The sequence below is a fragment of the Winogradskyella sp. 4-2091 genome, assembly GCF_045765065.1.
Lineage (GTDB): Bacteria > Bacteroidota > Bacteroidia > Flavobacteriales > Flavobacteriaceae > Winogradskyella.
In genome coordinates this window covers 184,722-203,184 of sequence record NZ_JBJKOD010000007.1, presented here as the reverse complement: position 1 = coordinate 203,184, position 18,463 = coordinate 184,722, and the positions used below count along the sequence as shown (strand labels likewise).

The following is an 18,463-nucleotide window of genomic DNA, read 5'->3' as shown; positions in this document are numbered from 1 at the left end:
CTTATCTTTATTTATACATGAAAGAAATTGTTCAAATAAATAGTATTGCCGAAGTACATGCTTATTTTGGATTAAAGAAACCCAAACATCCTTTAATTTCTATTATTCGTGTTTCTGATAGCGTAGAAGATATAGATATTGAAAACTTTAAGTATGCTTTTAATTTATATCATATTAGCTTAAAAGATAATTGTGAATACACCATCTCTAATTATGGTCAAAATTCTTACGATTATCAAGAAGGTTCCATGGTTTTTGTGGCACCCAATCAGGTATTAGAAATTGAAAGACAAAACATTAACCGAGGAGATACTGGTTGGAGTATTGTTTTTCATCCCGATTTAATTAGAAAATCTGAACTAGGAAAACGAATAGATCAATTTTCATTTTTTGAATATGCATCTAACGAAGCCCTTCACCTTTCTAACGAAGAACGGCAAACCGTAACTGAGATTTCTCAAAAAATAGAAAAAGAATTTAGTAGCAATATAGATGCTCATAGTCAGACTTTAATAATTTCGAATTTAGAGTTACTTTTAAATTATTGTGTACGGTTTTATGATCGTCAATTTTTTACAAGAACTAATTTAAATCAGGATATTGCTAGTCAGTTCGAAAAACTTCTTAAAAACTATTATGGTAACAACAAGCAATTAGAATTTGGTATTCCGTCTGTTAAATATTGCGGCGAAGCTATGAATATGTCACCAAAATATTTGAGCGATTTGTTAAAGAAAGAAACAGGTCAAAGCACACAAGACCATATTCATAAATACATCATTAATAAAGCTAAAAACAGATTACTTAATTCTAATGAAAGCGCAAGTGAAATTGCATATAGTTTAGGGTTTGAATATCCACAATACTTTAGCAAAATTTTTAAAAAGAAGACAAGCATGAGTCCACATGAATATAGGCAACGTTTAAATTAGTAATTAACTTATGTACACTTATAAGTTTTCTGCATGTAATTTTAATTCTGCATTCATTCTTTCAAATCCCATTTTGGTATCCTCATCTATTTGTTTAGATAACATTTTAACGAAAATGCCACAAAAATTCTCCCTTTGTTCGAAAAGCGTTGTACCATTGCCGTTATCTGATAATTTAAAAGCATGTTCACCATCAAAAAGTCCTTTAAACCATAGATGACCAAGCCATTTCAATTCTTTTTCTTCATCTCTCACCAAAACAGTTGGCGTAAAAGTCATTCCTTGTATTTTAATTTTAATCTGGTTACCAACTTTTACATCGCCTGAGACAGACTTTATAAAAGAATTCCATTTAGGGTAGTTATCAAAATCAGTTAAGATTCTCCATACTGTCTCTATATCAGCATTAATAGTAATTGATGTTATAATCTGCTTTGTCATTATAATAAATTTATAAAACAAAGATCTATACTATTATAGATGCTCCTCTTGACAAATATCAAGAAATCTTTTTTTGTCGAATTCTGCTAAATGTTTCTGGAGACATACCTAACATTGAAGCTAAATATTGCAAAGGTACTTGGTTAAATAGGGCTTTATTATTTTCAAAAAGTTTATCGTAGCGTTCTTCAGCACTAAGAGATAAATGACTAAAAACGCGTTCTTCAAGATGCACAAAACAACCTGTAATAAATTGCTTTTCCATTTCCGCCCAATTAGGAACTACGGCATTTAAAAGTGCATAGTTTTCACTATTAATGGTGTAAAGTTTACAATCTGTAAGTGCTTGTATATTGAAACGTGCTCTTTGTTTAAAGCTAAAACTATATAAGTCCGTGATGAACGAGCCTTCAGTAGATATCCATTGTGTAATCTCTTTATCATTATAATTAGCAAAGACACGAATAATACCACTTCGCACGAAGCTCAATTTTTCACAATATTGACCATTCTTTGTAAAATACTCACCCTTTTTTAATTCTGTTTCATTAAATAAGGATGTAATTTTATCCATATTTTGGTTAGATACACCAAAGTATGATGTTATATATTTCTCTAATTCTGTCAATGAAATAATTTATTTAACTTAATATGGGTTATTGAGGAGCTTTAATTTTCAAAAAAACCTGTACTACCACCAACCCAAGTTTTGTCTTTATTATACTTTACGCCTACCATTTCGCCTTTACTTAAACGCATTAAATTGCTTACAATCTCTGTTTTGTTGGTTTTTGAATTATGAAGCATCATCATTCTAATTTCGCATTTTGCTGGCACATCCATTGTCTCAATTACTGGTGCATAAGCGACTTTTTCTTGCATTAGATAATTAGATTTATTGGATAAACCATCAATCATTTTTTTAGTAACATGAATCTCAACACCTGCACCAGCAAAAGAATATAAAGGTTTTAAAACGTAATTTTCTAAATCAGAAGGGATTTCTTTAAGTTGGTCTAAATAATAAGATTTAGGCACATAATCGCCTTTTAATAATGGCATTGTGTATTTACTGATTCTATAAAACCAATTGGGATGGCCAATCCATTCTACATCAACTTCATCTTGAAAACTAAATTCAGTTTTTAAATCTGTTCTCTGGTGTAGCTCATCAAAAATAATTCTGTTATAAATTTTTGATACTTCAACTTCAGATTTATTTTCATCTAAATAATAAAGTATCTTTCCTCTTTTCTTTAAATCAGTTATGCAGAGCACCTTAATCCCTAATTCTTTTGCTGTAGCATAAAAATCAACTGCTGTTGCTTGTTTTTCTGGTTCTATTTCTAAAAGTACAACCTGTTTAGGATTGGTATCTCCTACAATCTCTTGTTTTAAAAGTACTAAATAATCATCGGCAGTCATTCCGTTTAAATGCTGAGAAAAACCTTCAGGAATTACATTACCAAAATGCTTAATATATTTTCGTCCTAGTAATTCTTGAAAATAATACAAAGACGGAAATCCTTGTAATTCGATTAATTTAGGCGTTAAATCGCCTTTCTCATCTTTACAAATTCCAAAATCGAGTTGAATAAATTTAGATTGTTCATCTTCATTTGGCACAATTGTGTTTGCATCAAAAAAAGCACCATCAGTCAATTCTTTAAAATTAGATTTATTAATAACAGACATGATATCATCACAAGCCTCTATTAATTTCTCCTTAAGTGCTTTAGATAAAAACACTGGTGTTTCTGCAATTTTAAACGGAACATGATAATTATAAGTCCCATTTATATCTTTTAAGAAAGCATCATATTTTTCTTCTGAAAAATTAGCATTATAAACGTCTCTAATAGGCTTTATCATTATTACTTAGACATTAAAGGTTCCTTAATCTTAATAATTGCGTTTTCTATAAACTGAGGTAAAATTGTATTATAGGTTAATTCAATCTTTTCAGGATCATCAATCCTATCCATCATCTGACTGTATTTTTCCGCGCCAAAACTAGAAATAACTTTATTTTTATTTTCCTCTAGTTTAAAATAAGCCTCCATACTAACTGGTTCTGCTTCAGGATGAAACTGTGTTCCCACAAATTCCTCCGAAAACCTAACAGCCATAATAGCACGCTCTAACTCTACATGCGTTCTAATTTTTTCAAGACATAAAATGGTAGCGCCATGTTTTTTAAAAACCGTTAATTTAGGCTGAATCAACTGCCAATCTCTTGAATCTACGGCGTAGAAAGGGTCATTTAAACCTTTAAAGATAACATCGTTATGTCCTTTTTTAGTCTGATGCACTTTTAAAATTCCAAATGACGTGCTGCGTCTTGGCTTTAGTTCTCCTAATTGAAAATAATCACAAATAACTTGAAACGAATAACAAATAAAGAAAACAGATTTCTTCTGGCCGTTAGAGGTTTTATTAAAATCCCAAAGATTTTGCATTAACTTCAAATATGGTTTTCGCCATTTGCCTTCATCTAAAGGACTTCCTGGCCCTCCACTTGATATATATATATCAAATGATGTATCTGGTAATTCATCTTTAGCTCTTACATTGAAGATTTGGTAATCAACTTCAGAACTAAAACTATTTACAATTTCAGTAATACAACGTAACCCTTGATTGGGTTCGTCGTTATTCATATCTAAAATAGCGAGTTTTAATTTTTCTTTTATCATTGGTAAAATGTAGGTAATTTATAATCCTGAAATAGTTTGCTCCGTTATGTAGTCTACTACTTTGGTTAGGTCGTTTGTTTGTTTAAAAATTTCGAGCTGACGGTCTGCTCCTGTTCCATTTTTAATCATTTCGTGCACATATTCAATTTCTTTTCGAGAGCCTAAATCATCTACGACATCATCAATAAAATCTAATAATTCTAACATTAAAAGTTTTGTTTCAACTTCTGCTTCTTTACCAAAATCTATCATTTTCCCTTCTAAACCATAACGACTTGCACGCCATTTGTTTTCATTTATTAAGGCACGATGGTAATTCATAAAATTAAGATTATGTGTTCTTAAATCATATAATTTAGCCACTAAAGCTTGAATAATTGCCGTTATACAAACAGTTTCATTAACGGTTAAGGGGATATCACAAATTCTAACTTCTAACGTTGGAAAAAATGGATGTACTCTAATATCCCACCATATTTTCTTAGGATTATCAATACAATTTGTTTTTACTAAGACATTGACATAGTTTTCATACTGCGCATAATTTTCAAAAACACCAGGAATTCCTGTTCTAGGAAATTTATCGAACACTTTAGATCTAAACGATTTAAAACCTGTGTTTCTACCTTCCCAAAATGGCGAATTAGTAGATAACGCGTACAAATGCGGTAAAAAGTAACGCATAGAATTTACAAGATGAATGGCCATTTCCTTATCTTCCATGCCAACATGTACATGTAATCCAAAGATTAAATTAGAACGTGCTGTATCTTGCAACTCCGTAATTATTTCATCATACCTTGGATTTGGTGTTAACAACTGGTGTTCCCATTTAGAAAATGGATGTGTACCTGCAGCTCCTATTTTGAATCCCAAATCATTAGCAATACCAGAAATAGATTTACGCAAATGCGTAATTTGATGTCTTGCATCTGTAATGTCTTCACAAATATTTGTACCAACCTCTACAACAGCTTGATGCATTTCTGCTTTTACCTGGTCATTTAAAATCTTGGCAGCTTCTGTAACAATTTGTTGGTCGTGAGAAATTAATTCTCTAGAAACAGGATCAATAATTTGATACTCTTCTTCGATACCTAAAGTGAATTTCATATAAAAAATATTGGAGGTTAGTTAGGCAAATAAATTTATGAATAAATTGAATACAATTTGAGCGTAACTTAAAATATAAACTTTAGTCTTTAATCACGCTCAATTTTGAAATTAGTCACAAACTGATAAAATATAGTCAGCAACAGTACTGAAGTATGGTTACTTTACCTTTCCTCCATTTAATTCATCCTGTAATTTTTTTAGCTCATCCCATTTTCCATTAGCAGCTAATTTCGCTTGTTTTGGCCAAGTATCGGTAACATGATTTCCGCGCACATCTACAATAATTTTAGTGATTTTTGCAGATTTGGTTTTTGCCAATTCGGCAAACGTAGTAATACTCGCTTTTGCCAATGTTGCAGCAATTTTTGGTCCAATACCTTCTATTTTCTTTAAGTCATCTGACTTAACATTTTTAGCAGGAGCCTTTTTTACAGCAGTTTTCTTAGCTACTGTTTTTTTAGCTACAACATTTTTAGCAGGTGCTTTTTTAATTGCCACTTTTTTAGCTACAGCTTTCTTTTCAGCAACTTTTTTCACAGCCTTCTTTTTAGCTGTAGGCTTCTTTTTAGTTGCCTTTTTAGGTGCGGCTATTTGATCCTTTACAAAAGTTCCCCAAGTTAAGTTCATTTGGCCCTTTTTGTACTGTTTTGCTCTTGCGATAGCCATATTAGCCGCATTCTCTACAATCCATTCAAAATTGTCTTCGCCTACAGAATTTATATCAGCATCTGGTGCAGGATTACAAAAATCAATAGCATATGGAATTCCGTCTCTTACGGCAAATTCAACCGTATTAAAATCATAACCTAAAGCTTTGTTTAATTTAATACAATAGCTCTCAACTAAATCTAATAACTTCTTATCAACAGGAGGACCATCAATGACGTAGCGCAAATGATGCGGATTACGAGGCTCATATTGCATAATATGAATCTGATCAGTACCTAAAGCATAACACCTAAAATATTCCGTGAAATTAATTTCTTCTTGAAGCATCATTACTAAATTCTCCGTTTCACCGTGCTTAGCCCATAAATCTTCAGGACTTTCTACACGATAAACACTTTTCCATCCACCACCATCATGTGGTTTCATGTAAGCAGGAAAACCAATAGTATCGAACATTTTTTCCCAATCAAAAGGGAATTTCATGTTTCTAAAAGAATTTTCATCAGTGTCTGGTGGACGATGAGAAGACGGTAAAATAAAGGTTTTAGGCACAGGTACTCCAATAGATTCTGCTAAAGCATTATTAAAGAATTTTTCATCTGCACTCCACCAAAATGGATTGTTTATTACTGCAGTGCCAGTGATAGCTGCATTTTTTAAATAGGCTCTATAGAAAGGTACGTCTTGAGATATTCTATCAATAATAACAGCATACTCATCTGATTTTGCTTGCTCTACAGTATCGATAGAAACAGCTTCAGCCATCATATCTTTAATACCTTGTTCTTCTATTTTTTTATTAACTCTATCAATAAATGCCCAAGGGAAGGTGTTTTCTTGACCGAATAAAATTCCTATTTTTCTCATACTTAAAATGGATTAGTTGGTTTAATTAATTTAGTTTGTAAGCTTATAATTTAGATAAATAATGTGGAAACATTCTATTCCACAAAGGCCAATCATGTTCTGCCCATTTATGCTCGTCATACCAGAAAGGTATGTTTTTTTCTGTTAATATGCTAGCCATTTGCTTATTAGAATCCAAACAAATATCCCATTCACCTACACCAAGAACTATTTTCATATTCCACAATTCAGGATGACTTGCTCCTGGTAAGAAATCTACAGGATTATTATAGAATACATTATCATCGTAATGACCATCAACAAATGATTTAATATCAAAAGCACCACTCATACTAAACATATGACTTACACGCTCTGGATGTCTAAACGCAAAATTTGCGGCTTGATAACCACCAAAACTCGGTCCTGCCACGGCAACCTTATTCATACCTTTTTCATCACAAATTTTATTAACGAGTTCATTCATAATAAACTCATCATACCACGCATGGTTTTTAGCACGATCTGCAGGATGAATACTTTTATTATACCAACTTAATTCATTGATACTGTCAGGACAATAAATCTGAACTAAACCTTGTTCTACAAACCATCTCACAGACTCTACAAGTTGCATATCTCTGCATTCATTATGCTTTCCCATTGTTGTTGGAAACAAAATTACAGGGTAACCAGTATGTCCAAAAACAAGCATTTCTATATCTTTACTTAGTGTTGGTGAATACCATTTAAAGTGTTCTTCTTTCAATTGAATAATTTTTAGTTAGTTATTAAAAATTTTAAGTTGGCAAAAGTAAGCTATTTCAATCATTAATATAACCCTTTATCACTGAAAACAAAATAGTTAGCCTCAAATTCATTTAGCTATATATTAATGTATCTTTAGTTTTTCTTCCTTGTATTTCTGCAATGACAATTCAGCAATTAATATTTTGATAATTACATATTTATGATAGATAAAATTCACCAATTTCATAAAAACGAAAAATAAACATGCTCTTAAAAATAGTAAAAAAACTTATTAACTTTTTTAATTATTACCTGTTCACATAAAAGCTTGAATAAACGCTTATTAAAATTTCAAAATCTTTAAATTTGTATAGCATTAAATAAATCTAATATGAATTATAGAATTGAAAAAGATACGATGGGTGACGTAAAAGTGCCTGCCGACAAACTTTGGGGAGCACAGACAGAACGCTCTCGTAATAACTTTAAAATAGGAGCTTCGGCCTCAATGCCATTGGAGGTTGTTTATGGGTTTGCTTATCTAAAAAAAGCAGCAGCATATACTAATTGCGAACTAAACGTTTTATCTAAAGAAAAACGTGATTTAATTGCACAAGTATGTGATGAAATTTTAGAAGGTAAACACAATGATCAATTTCCACTAGTAATTTGGCAAACGGGTTCTGGGACACAGAGTAATATGAATGTGAACGAAGTTGTTGCCAACAGAGCACATCAAATTGCCGGAAAAGTAATCGGTGATGGCGAAAAAACAATTCAGCCAAATGATGATGTTAATAAATCACAATCATCTAACGATACGTTTCCAACTGGTATGCACATTGCAGCTTATAAAAAAGTTGTAGAAACTACAATTCCTGGTGTTATTCAATTACGTAATACATTACACAAAAAATCTATTGAATTTAAGGAGGTTGTAAAGATTGGACGTACGCATTTAATGGATGCTACGCCATTAACTTTAGGACAAGAATTCTCTGGATATGTATCTCAATTAGATCATGGTTTAAAAGCACTAGAATCTACACTTGCCCACTTAAGTGAATTAGCTTTAGGAGGTACTGCGGTTGGTACAGGCTTAAATACGCCAGAAGGTTATGATGTGTTAGTGGCAAAATATATTGCTGAATTTACAGATTTACCATTTATAACAGCCGAAAATAAATTTGAAGCTTTAGCAGCACACGATGCGATTGTAGAAACTCATGGTGCATTAAAAATGTTAGCCGTTTCACTAAATAAAATTGCAAATGATATTAGAATGATGGCATCTGGACCTCGTTCTGGTATTGGAGAAATCATAATTCCGGCAAACGAGCCAGGAAGTTCTATAATGCCAGGAAAAGTAAATCCAACACAATGTGAAGCGTTAACTATGGTTTGTGCTCAGGTTATAGGTAACGATGTAGCTATTTCTGTTGGTGGTACGCAAGGTCATTATGAGCTTAATGTATTTAAACCAATGATGGCTGCAAACATTTTACAATCTGCACAATTAATTGGTGACGCTTGTGTAAGCTTTGAAGAGCATTGTGCGAGTGGTATAGAACCAAACCATAAGGTGATTAAAGAATTACTAAATAATTCTTTAATGTTAGTGACAGCATTAAATACAAAAATAGGGTATTACAAAGCTGCTGAAATTGCAAATACGGCTCATAAAAATGGAACAACATTAAAAGAAGAAGCTGTAAATCTTGGTTATGTATCTGCTGATGATTATGACGAATGGGTAAAACCAGAAAACATGGTTGGTAGCCTAAAATAATTGAAATTAATTAACCATAAAAACCATAACATATGAAACACAAATTACTATTTACATTTGCTTTATTAGGTTCTTTTGCATTTGCACAAACTACATTTTTGCCAAAAGTAACCATTAATGGATCTACAGGTGATGCACCTTATGCTATAGATTCTGGTTTAATTGATGGTGATGCTTTTATAGATATTGTAATTGGTACAAACCTAGGCAACACTATAGAATGGTATAAAAATAATGGAGATAATACCTTCACTTTACAAACGTTGGTATCTAACGTTCTTGACGGTATCGTTGAAGTTAAGCTAGTTGATTTAAATAACGATGGCTTTTTAGATATTCTGGCTTCTGCTTATAATAATGATCGTGTTGTTTGGTTTACAAATGATGGTGCTGGTAATTTTTTAACTCAAAATGTCATTTCTAATTCTGTTTTAGGTGCTTCTGGTATGGCTGTTGGTGATATTAATAACGATACTTTTCCTGATGTTGCTGTATCATCATATGATAGTGACGAAGTGATTTGGTTCTCTAACGATGGAACGGGTTCTTTTACTTTAGAAACAAATAAAATTGATAATACTTTAAACGCACCAGGCGCAGTAAAATTAATAGATATTGATAGCGATGGCGATTTAGACGCCGTTGTTGGCACTGCTGCTTATAGTGGTGATGTTATAGAAATATTTAGAAATGATTTAATTCCTGGAGGAACAGTGTCATTTATTAAAGACGCTACTTCAGTTGCCACTGGTAAAGTTGGGATATTTAATCTAGAATTTGAAGATTTAGATGGCGATTCTAATTTAGACATTTTAGTATCTGAAGTTTCCTATGGAGGTGGTCCAAATGGTAATTTATATTGGTATGAAGATAATGGTTCTGGTTTTACAGAAACAGTATTTACAACCTCAGTAAGCAATCCTGCGTTAGCGCGTTTCAAAGATTTAGATAATGATGGCTTAAATGATATTGTTCTAGGCAATGGAAAATCAAATGCTGGTAATGACCTAGTTTGGTTTAAAAATAATGGTGCTGGTGTTTTTGCTGCAGAAGAAGTTATAGACGCTACCCAAAGTCAAGCATTTGTGCATGCCATTGAGGATTTTGATGCCGATGGTGATTTAGATATTGCCACGTGTGCATATAATAATGACGCTTTAAATTATTTCGAAAATCAAAAAGTTGTGCTTAGTATTCCTGTTTCAGAACTAGAAAAGGTGTCTATATTTCCTAATCCAACAACAGATTTTTTAAATTTTGAAGGTTTTGATACATCTATGAATGTGACTGTTTTTGATGCTTTAGGAAAACAAGTTTTAATAAAAACGATATCTAATAGTGAAAAGCTTGATGTATCACAATTAGCTGCTGGTATATACACAATAAAGTTGAATGATAAGTTCTCAACAAAATTCATTAAGGAGTAAATTATTATTAAATAATTAACGATTAACGCTAGTAAATATCAACTAGCGTTTTTTTTTGTTCAAAAATTTAACAATCTTTACAAAAACACCAATCTCTATGTCTATTCTAATTTTAAATATCAAACAACTTCTACAGGCACATGAATCTAATGTTACCATCTTAAAAGGAGATGAAATGAAAACGCTTTCAGTACTCGAGGATGCATATGTTTACATAGATCATGATACCATTATTGAATTTGGTAAAATGGAAGATTATAGAACTATTGAAGCTGATACTGTTATAGACGCTACAGGTAAATTGGTTCTACCCTCTTGGTGCGATTCTCATACGCATATTGTATATGCTGGTGATAGAACTTCAGAATTTGTAGATAGAATAAATGGCTTATCCTACACTGAGATTGCGAATAAAGGTGGTGGAATTTTAAATTCGGCTAAAGTACTTCAAAACACATCCGAAGATGAATTATATGAACAATCTATAAAACGATTAAACGAACTTATAGCTATGGGAACTGGTGCTGTAGAAATTAAAACTGGCTATGGATTAACCGTTGAAGCAGAGTTAAAAATGCTAAGGGTTATAAAACGCATTAAACAAGAGAGTTTAGCTGTTATCATTCCTACACTTTTAGCTGCTCATGCCATACCAGAAGCCTTTAAAACAAAAAAACAAAATTATATAAAATATATCACAGATGAATTAATTCCTAAAGCGGTAGAATCTAATATTACACATTATTTAGATGTATTCTGCGAAGAAGGCTATTTTGATATTAACGATACCGAAACCATACTTAAAGCAGGTAAAGCTCACAATTTAAGACCAAAAATACATGTTAATCAATTTAATATTTTAGGTGGTATTGCTCTTGGTGTAAAGTATAATGCACTCTCTGTAGATCATTTAGAAGAATTAAACGACGATGATATTAAAGCTTTAAAAGGCAGTGAAACTATACCTGTTGCATTACCAGGTTGTTCTTACTTTTTAGGAATCCCTTACACTCAAGCTAGAAAAATTATTGATGCAGGTTTACCATTAGCAATAGCCACAGATTACAATCCCGGTTCTGCACCAAGTGGAAACATGAATTTTATTGTGAGTTCTGCTTGTGTAAAACTAAAAATGACACCTGAAGAAGCCATTAACGCTGCAACAGTAAATGGCGCTTATGCCATGGGAATTAGTAATATGTACGGCAGTATAACACGTGGAAAAAAGGCGAATCTACTCATTACAAAACCAATGAATCATTATAGTGAAATACCTTATGCTTTTGCTCACAACCCAATTGAGCAAGTCATTATAAACGGTCAGTTATTATAAAACAAAAAAAATCCAGAAGTAACCTTCTGGATTTTTTTGCTATCAATCAATCAAATAATAATTTCTTATTTCAATGTAAACTCTGAAGAAGAAATTAATTCTTTATTGTTAAATACATTTATTTTATAACGACCAGCTTCAAATTTAGAATCCTCTGAAGGCGAAACATATTCGCAAATATTTAAATTTCTGTTTTCGTAATTAAATCTACTAATTAAACTGTAGTTTAAAACTTGATCATCAAACTGCATCTGATCATTAGCACCTAATACATTATTCATTGGGTCAATAACCTGAACGTATAATTCCTTATCACCTGCTTCAGTTAACATGTTTTTTGCAACCGTGAAACAAACTTTAATTTTATCGCTACGTCTTGCACGCTCCATTGGTACTTGTTTTCCACTAGCTCTTTCTAAAACTCCCATACCAACTAAACCTACAGTTTGTAAAGCTGCCGCATCTTTAACAACACCTGCCAATTCTGTGTTTTGAACTAAAAGTGAATCTGTAAACATTGTACGCTCAGCCAATTGTACTTGTGTACTATCTAAAGACGTCGCTAAATATTGGTTTTCAACTTTTAAACGATCGTTTTCAGTTAATAAAATCTCCATTTCTTCTTCTAGCGCTTGGTACTTCTTTTTGTATCTCCATAAACTGTTAACACTGTTCTGAGAGATTTTAAGCGAATCCATTAAACCTTGAATACGGTCTCTAGCTGCAATTAAATCTTGATTTTTTACTTCACTATCAGCAATAGCTTCATCGTAATCTTTAGCTAAATTGCTTAAGTCATTCATTACTTGTTGCTTTTCGCTAACTAGTAATTTTTCATTTTCCTGCTTTTCATTATACAACTTAGATGTATAAAATGCAGTTACTAAGAATAATACAGCTAAAATAGCTAAACCTACTTTTAGTGCGGTACTTGATTTTTGTGAACCATTCATAAATTGTTTCGTTTTAGTATTGTTAATTGTTGTTTTAATTGTTTAATTGAGATCAAAGTAATTAAATAAAACTGTACTTTTATTCTATTATTTTAATTTTTTCCAAATGAATCATTTTATCTTATTTACTGAAAAAGAAAAACAAGAGTTTTTAAAGAAACGTAAAGATGAATCAAAATTTGGTGAACATATTCAGTTAATTCCTAACCTCACTAACATATACGATGATATTGTTAATTTAGACGTTGACTATGTAATATTTGGAATTAAAGAAGATATTGGAGTTTATGGAAATCACGGAAGAACAGGCACTTACAAGGCTTGGGATGCCACTCTAAAAATTTTGTTAAATATACAAAGTAATGCCTTCACATTAGCAAAACGGGTATTGGTATTAGGTCACTTACAGTATAATGAACAGCGTGAATCATTACTTAATCTAGATAATTCTAAGAAAAAAGATTTACATAAAATTAGAAGTTTTGTCGAAATTATAGATAAAGACGTCACATATTTAGTTTCAACAATTGTGAAGGCAGGAAAAATCCCAATTGTCATAGGAGGAGGACATAATAATGCTTACGGTAATATTAAAGGTTGTGCTTTAGCTCACAATGAACGTATGAATGTTGTAAATTTTGATGCACACACAGATTTTAGAGCAGAAGAAGGCAGACATAGTGGTAATGGATTTAGTTATGCTTATGCGGAAGGCTTTCTTAAAAATTATTTTGTTTTTGGATTGCATGAAAATTACACCTCAGAAGCTTTGCTAAAAAAAATGAAGAAAGTAAAGTCCATAAAATATAATACTTACGAATCTATTGAGGTTAGAAACGATGTTGATTTTAAACCTGAAATGAAATCTGCTTTAGACCATGTTTCAGATAGGCATTTTGGCATTGAGATAGATTGCGATGCTATAGAGAACATACCAAGCAGTGCAAAAACTCCAAGTGGATTTAGCATTAAACAAGCCAGACAGTTTGTAAACTATTTTGGAAAACATAGCAATGCCACCTATTTACATATTTGTGAAGCTGCACCAACAAAGAAAACCGCTACCAAAGTTGGCAAATTAATTACATACCTGATTACAGATTTTATTAGAGCAAATGACAATTAAAATTATAGAATTCAATAAAAAGTACACACAAAACTTCTACGATTTGAATATTGAATGGCTTAAAACCCATTTTTATGTGGAAGCTTATGATGAGGAAGTTTTAAGTCAACCAGAAAAATATATTATTGATAAAGGTGGTGTTATATTCTTTGTACTAAAAGATAAAAATGTTGTTGGAACAGCTGCTTTAATGCTTACAAGTAAACCTAATATTCTAGAATTAACAAAAATGGCTGTTCTACCAGAACTGCGTGGTCAAAAGATTGGACAACAATTATTGCAGCATTGTATAGATTACGGTAAATCTCAAAGCTTAAAAGGCCTACTACTCTACTCTAGTCGAAAACTAGAAAATGCTATACACTTATATCGTAAATATGGATTTGTAGAAATTCCAGTTGAGGAAAACTGTCCTTATGAACGCTGTGATATAAAGATGATGTTAGAGTTTTAGTTTTGTTATACTGAATTTATTAGATTCTGAAACCAGTTCAGAATGACAAACAAGTAACTCAGTTTATTTACTATTATTGGATTTAAATATTTTCAACTTTAAGGATAAAAATTATAGAGCCTATCTCGTGCTTTAAGATATTCTCTATCTTTTGATTTTGTCATGCTGAATTTATTTCAGCATCTCATTTCAATAAGTGTTAGATTCAGATTCTGAAACGAGTTCAGAACGACAAAGAGGACCGTTTCATTCATTAAATAATCGAATGAGATAAATCTTATTAACTAAAAAGACCTGTCAGGTTTTAGAAACCTGACAGGTCTGAATAATTTAAAATCAATTTTTTATTGTCCTCCTATGGCTTTTAACGAATCTAATTCGCGTTGAAGTGCATCAATTTTATCGGTATTATCTTCAACTTTAGGAATACTCATTAGTGAATCCATTTCTTGTTCTATTATATCTTCATCCTTTGGCACTTCCTTAAAGTAATAACCAATGCCTTCACTAGATCTCCAAGCTTCGTTTAATTGGTTATAAACTTCCTCATCCCAAGTGCTTGGATGCTTAACATCTATCCAAATCACATCTCTATATTCACTATCAATCAATACTAAATCTGGTGTGGCAGATCCATCAAATTGTTGTGCATCAGTAGAACTTATTGAAGAAATTGTACCTAAGAAAAACATACGTTTTCTACCAGCTATATTCTTTATATATGGTCTAAATTCTACAGGTGTACTTGCATTCCAATCATATTCTTTACGCGATTCTTTTACTTTTAATGGCATCGCAGAAACGCCTGCATAACCTTGTTTTTTGGTCGCATGATCATAGTAGTACAATTTATCTGTTCCATCTGCAGGAATAAACACACTATAACTTAAACTGGTGCGCTCATCGCCTACTGGCTCTAAACCAAACCAATGGTATAAACCACTAAATGCATCTGAATTAGAACCTGCAAAATCAAAATCTGTTACATATGGTTGTTGATTTTGGTCTTTTGGCATCATTGGGATTTTTACGGCTGTTTCCATATTCCAAGGTAATGGATCACTAAATCCACCCAAGAATTTTAAAGATTCTGCTTCAAGTTGAGAAACTTTTTCTGATAAGGTATTTTGTTTCATTAAAAAAGGATGATTCTTAATCTCATCTGGACTCACAAAGGTTCCTTTACCAATTGTAATTCTTTCTATATAATCGTTAGCATCATGTTCTCCACTATCAATTATCATCACACCACCAAATGATGGATAAGGAAAAAAGAATCCTTTCCACTTTATTAAACTTACTACTTCTACCCATTTACCAGCATCGTTTTTCATGTAAAATGTGTCACTTGGCTCATAATTAAAAAGCATCCAAGGATTAAATCGCTGCACTACAGCATTGTATGTATTTCTACTAAACTTTAAGGATTCGCCAATTGAAAACGTAACAGGTATTCTATTTTCATTAGAAAACCTAGGAAATGGTGTTGTACTGCTAACAGCAAATACTTCTTCAGTATTGTCACTTATTTGTTGCATTACGTACTTTTCGCTTGGCTGTATGGCCATAGTCCATTTGTTCTCTGTTCCTATTCTTACTAAATGTGGTAATGAGACATCTTTTGTTTCTCCAACACTTTCATTTGCCATAGAAAAAATGTTTCTTAATGGCTGAATACGTTCGTTTTGTGTTAATGGTAATTCGTTAATTTCAACTTTATTTAAACTGTTGAATACATTATAAGTTCTCATGTAATCGTACATTTTAAAATGCCATCCTACTGTATATAAAATACCAAAGAAAATGATGAGTAGCGCGAGCATGCCTAATCTTCCGCCTGTACTTGCCGAATTTCTGAATTTTCTCAATCCAAAGAATAGCACCAATACACTAACGAGAATTATAAATATGTATTTACGTAGAAATAATAAAACAGGTTGGTAATCGTCTCTAAAAAAGAACAATAGCACTAATAATAGCAACACCACAAAAATTGTGATTCCCTTTTGTTTTCCGCCTTTATTCCAGTAATTTTTAATCATTTCTTAAATTTTGTTGTTGTAATGCTTACTTGTTTGTAGTTAAAATTGACAGAGCCTGAAACGAGTTCAGGATGACTACATGTTTTACATTAGACCCTTATCCTTCAATCGGTCACGCGCACTTTGCTTTTCTACTTCTGGTTTTGATTCTAACTCTTGTTCCGTTTCCACATTGTCCGAACTTTCTTTTGCTTCTAACTCTTGTATAAAGTCTTTTCCTTTTTCTACGGTGTCTTTTACGGCATCCATTAAAGAATCTCCTTTTTCATCTATAACTTCAGAAGATTTAAAGACAAAATTTGCTAAATACGTCCCTAATAATGTACCAAACATACTAGATGCGAATAAAGAAATAGTCATTAAATCAATTGGAATTAAAAATCTAGCAATAAGAATACCTACTAAAAATAGTACGGCAATATAGACCAATCGCATTAAGAAAGATTGTTGATACAGAAAGCCTTTTTTACTATTGGCATCCATTTGTAAATCTTTAGAATAAAAGATTTTATTGAAAAATTTATATACTTTATTGCTTTTAGATTCTCTCCAATACAATACAATTCCGAATAGTATGGAAGCGACAAAAGCTATTATTTCTAGTGACATCATGTTTTACGTTTAAAGTTCTTATAAAATTAGTCTAAAATAATTAGATATTGTTACGGATTTTTTCAATTACCCAATCTTTAAATGAATCCTCCCAAGTTTCGTAACTCCTATAAAACTGCTCCTTATCATACCAATACAAGAATAAAACATCTTTTGATGAGATATTAATCAGTAACTTATGTATTAAGTCGCGATGCTCAGAGGACAACGATGAATGTGGCTGATGTAGTGCAAAATAAAAAGATTGGTCTACAATATCTTCAATCTTAAAAGCATTGCTTCGTTCTAGTTTTTCTAGATAAAGCTCCACTCCCATGACTTGTTTTCTCGCTTTTAAATCAATTTTATTGAGATAACTCTTAAAGAGCACTTTATCATTTAAAATATCTTTTATAGGATGTTCCGTTTCTGATAGAAACTGCGCTAATTCGTACTTCTTAGTTCTATCGTAAATTGGTGTTTTTACAATCTGTTCTAAATCACATTCTATAATGATGTGATCTTTTAGTTTATCCACCAATTCTGGTTGTGCAATATGATAGATTAAAACATCATGAATAGTATCTTTTATTGCTTCTTTGTAATGCTCTAAACTTTCAAAAACCACAATAGGCTTAATAAAATCTCTAAGTAAATAAACACCATCAAAAGCTCTTGAGAAAAACGAATCTGTTGAAAAATGTAAAGGATGTAAACTGAGATCTCTATTTCTTAAATCGCCAAATGTCTTAGCTGAATTTAATAGTTCTTGATGAATGTTTTCATCTATAAAATTATTTTCGGTCCTAAATTTATCCACCAATTTTAGTTGGTCTTTTTGAACTTGCTCTAGATTATCTATGAGACGGAATGTGATATTTACATTATCGTATTTCAAAATATCCAAAGGCTCATAAAAAACATCTATATTTTGATCAAAATCTATACAAATAGCGGAATCTCTTGTAATATCATTGATTTTTTGCCCATGAGTTCTAAAGATATGTTGCATCATTTCTTTATCGAATGAATGAAATGGCAGATATACAGGTTTTCCTTTTTGCAATGGCGAAATAATAATACCATGTGGATTAGCATCGCCATGATTTAGATACTGCGTATTGTTTTTTTCCTCTGCAACTTCTGGACTCCAACCAATACCATCGATATAAAACGAGGTTAGTTTGGTTGCTTTAAAACCCAATGTTTTTAAGCATTTATTATAGCGTTCTACTAATTTTCCACTTATGGGAATTAGTTCACTTCTGTATAAATTTGCTTGTTTTAATTTATTCATA

General features: G+C 31.8%; 17 protein-coding genes and 1 pseudogene. 6 read left to right on the top strand and 12 right to left on the bottom strand.

Features of this window, described 5'->3' with window-relative positions:
* Window positions 1–17 precede the first annotated feature (17 nt).
* Complete coding sequence (locus ACJBCC_RS11335) at window positions 18–932, top strand: helix-turn-helix domain-containing protein (protein WP_407557232.1); 915 nt, start codon at window positions 18–20, stop codon at window positions 930–932.
* Window positions 933–950: 18 nt separating this feature from the next.
* Here ACJBCC_RS11335 and ACJBCC_RS11330 read toward each other — a convergent pair whose 3' ends face one another.
* The 8 genes and pseudogenes from ACJBCC_RS11330 to ACJBCC_RS11295 all read right to left on the bottom strand — a co-directional run bounded on the left by ACJBCC_RS11330 (window position 951) and on the right by ACJBCC_RS11295 (window position 7,469).
* On the bottom strand, window positions 951–1,373 hold the full coding sequence (locus tag ACJBCC_RS11330) for an SRPBCC family protein (protein WP_407557231.1): 423 nt from the start codon (window positions 1,371–1,373) through the stop codon (window positions 951–953).
* A 58-nt stretch (window positions 1,374–1,431) separates the two neighbouring features.
* Window positions 1,432–2,001 (bottom strand): Crp/Fnr family transcriptional regulator, encoded by a 570-nt coding sequence (locus tag ACJBCC_RS11325; protein WP_407557230.1) that lies wholly within the window; start codon window positions 1,999–2,001, stop codon window positions 1,432–1,434.
* A gap of 41 nt (window positions 2,002–2,042) precedes the next feature.
* Complete coding sequence (locus ACJBCC_RS11320) at window positions 2,043–3,245, bottom strand: hypothetical protein (RefSeq protein ID WP_407557229.1); 1,203 nt, start codon at window positions 3,243–3,245, stop codon at window positions 2,043–2,045.
* A gap of 2 nt (window positions 3,246–3,247) precedes the next feature.
* Window positions 3,248–4,069: a type 1 glutamine amidotransferase gene (locus ACJBCC_RS11315; RefSeq protein ID WP_407557228.1), complete on the bottom strand. Its 822-nt coding sequence runs from the start codon at window positions 4,067–4,069 to the stop codon at window positions 3,248–3,250.
* An 18-nt stretch (window positions 4,070–4,087) separates the two neighbouring features.
* Window positions 4,088–5,182, bottom strand: coding sequence for a carboxylate-amine ligase (locus ACJBCC_RS11310; RefSeq protein WP_407557227.1), 1,095 nt, complete (start codon window positions 5,180–5,182; stop codon window positions 4,088–4,090).
* A 159-nt stretch (window positions 5,183–5,341) separates the two neighbouring features.
* Window positions 5,342–5,683: a helix-hairpin-helix domain-containing protein gene (locus ACJBCC_RS11305; protein ID WP_407557253.1), complete on the bottom strand. Its 342-nt coding sequence runs from the start codon at window positions 5,681–5,683 to the stop codon at window positions 5,342–5,344.
* 90 nt (window positions 5,684–5,773) lie between these two features.
* Window positions 5,774–6,721, bottom strand: a pseudogene (locus tag ACJBCC_RS11300) (RimK family alpha-L-glutamate ligase); the annotation flags it as partial.
* 43 nt (window positions 6,722–6,764) lie between these two features.
* Window positions 6,765–7,469, bottom strand: coding sequence for an esterase family protein (locus ACJBCC_RS11295; RefSeq protein ID WP_299100284.1), 705 nt, complete (start codon window positions 7,467–7,469; stop codon window positions 6,765–6,767).
* A gap of 372 nt (window positions 7,470–7,841) precedes the next feature.
* Here ACJBCC_RS11295 and fumC point away from each other — a divergent pair, with 372 nt between their 5' ends.
* The 3 genes from fumC to hutI all read left to right on the top strand — a co-directional run bounded on the left by fumC (window position 7,842) and on the right by hutI (window position 11,999).
* On the top strand, window positions 7,842–9,239 hold the full coding sequence (gene fumC, locus ACJBCC_RS11290; RefSeq protein WP_407557226.1) for a class II fumarate hydratase: 1,398 nt from the start codon (window positions 7,842–7,844) through the stop codon (window positions 9,237–9,239).
* Window positions 9,240–9,271: 32 nt separating this feature from the next.
* Window positions 9,272–10,666, top strand: coding sequence for an FG-GAP-like repeat-containing protein (locus ACJBCC_RS11285; RefSeq protein ID WP_407557225.1), 1,395 nt, complete (start codon window positions 9,272–9,274; stop codon window positions 10,664–10,666).
* Between the two features lie 97 nt (window positions 10,667–10,763).
* A complete protein-coding gene (hutI, locus tag ACJBCC_RS11280; protein WP_407557224.1) occupies window positions 10,764–11,999 on the top strand; it encodes an imidazolonepropionase in 1,236 nt (411 codons plus the stop codon).
* 65 nt (window positions 12,000–12,064) lie between these two features.
* Here hutI and ACJBCC_RS11275 read toward each other — a convergent pair whose 3' ends face one another.
* On the bottom strand, window positions 12,065–12,952 hold the full coding sequence (locus ACJBCC_RS11275) for a chromosome partitioning protein ParA (RefSeq protein WP_299100291.1): 888 nt from the start codon (window positions 12,950–12,952) through the stop codon (window positions 12,065–12,067).
* Between the two features lie 106 nt (window positions 12,953–13,058).
* On the opposite strand from ACJBCC_RS11275, the gene ACJBCC_RS11270 reads away from it, so the two are divergent.
* Window positions 13,059–14,078 (top strand): formimidoylglutamase, encoded by a 1,020-nt coding sequence (locus tag ACJBCC_RS11270; RefSeq protein WP_407557223.1) that lies wholly within the window; start codon window positions 13,059–13,061, stop codon window positions 14,076–14,078.
* Window positions 14,068–14,532 (top strand): GNAT family N-acetyltransferase, encoded by a 465-nt coding sequence (locus tag ACJBCC_RS11265; protein WP_299100294.1) that lies wholly within the window; start codon window positions 14,068–14,070, stop codon window positions 14,530–14,532. The genes ACJBCC_RS11270 and ACJBCC_RS11265 overlap by 11 nt, the downstream gene beginning before the upstream one ends.
* A gap of 344 nt (window positions 14,533–14,876) precedes the next feature.
* Here ACJBCC_RS11265 and ACJBCC_RS11260 read toward each other — a convergent pair whose 3' ends face one another.
* The 3 genes from ACJBCC_RS11260 to ACJBCC_RS11250 all read right to left on the bottom strand — a co-directional run bounded on the left by ACJBCC_RS11260 (window position 14,877) and on the right by ACJBCC_RS11250 (window position 18,462).
* Complete coding sequence (locus ACJBCC_RS11260) at window positions 14,877–16,574, bottom strand: hypothetical protein (RefSeq protein WP_299100296.1); 1,698 nt, start codon at window positions 16,572–16,574, stop codon at window positions 14,877–14,879.
* 84 nt (window positions 16,575–16,658) lie between these two features.
* On the bottom strand, window positions 16,659–17,186 hold the full coding sequence (locus ACJBCC_RS11255) for a hypothetical protein (RefSeq protein ID WP_299100298.1): 528 nt from the start codon (window positions 17,184–17,186) through the stop codon (window positions 16,659–16,661).
* Between the two features lie 40 nt (window positions 17,187–17,226).
* A complete protein-coding gene (locus ACJBCC_RS11250) occupies window positions 17,227–18,462 on the bottom strand; it encodes a DUF6638 family protein (RefSeq protein ID WP_407557222.1) in 1,236 nt (411 codons plus the stop codon).
* Window position 18,463: the final 1 nt, after the last annotated feature.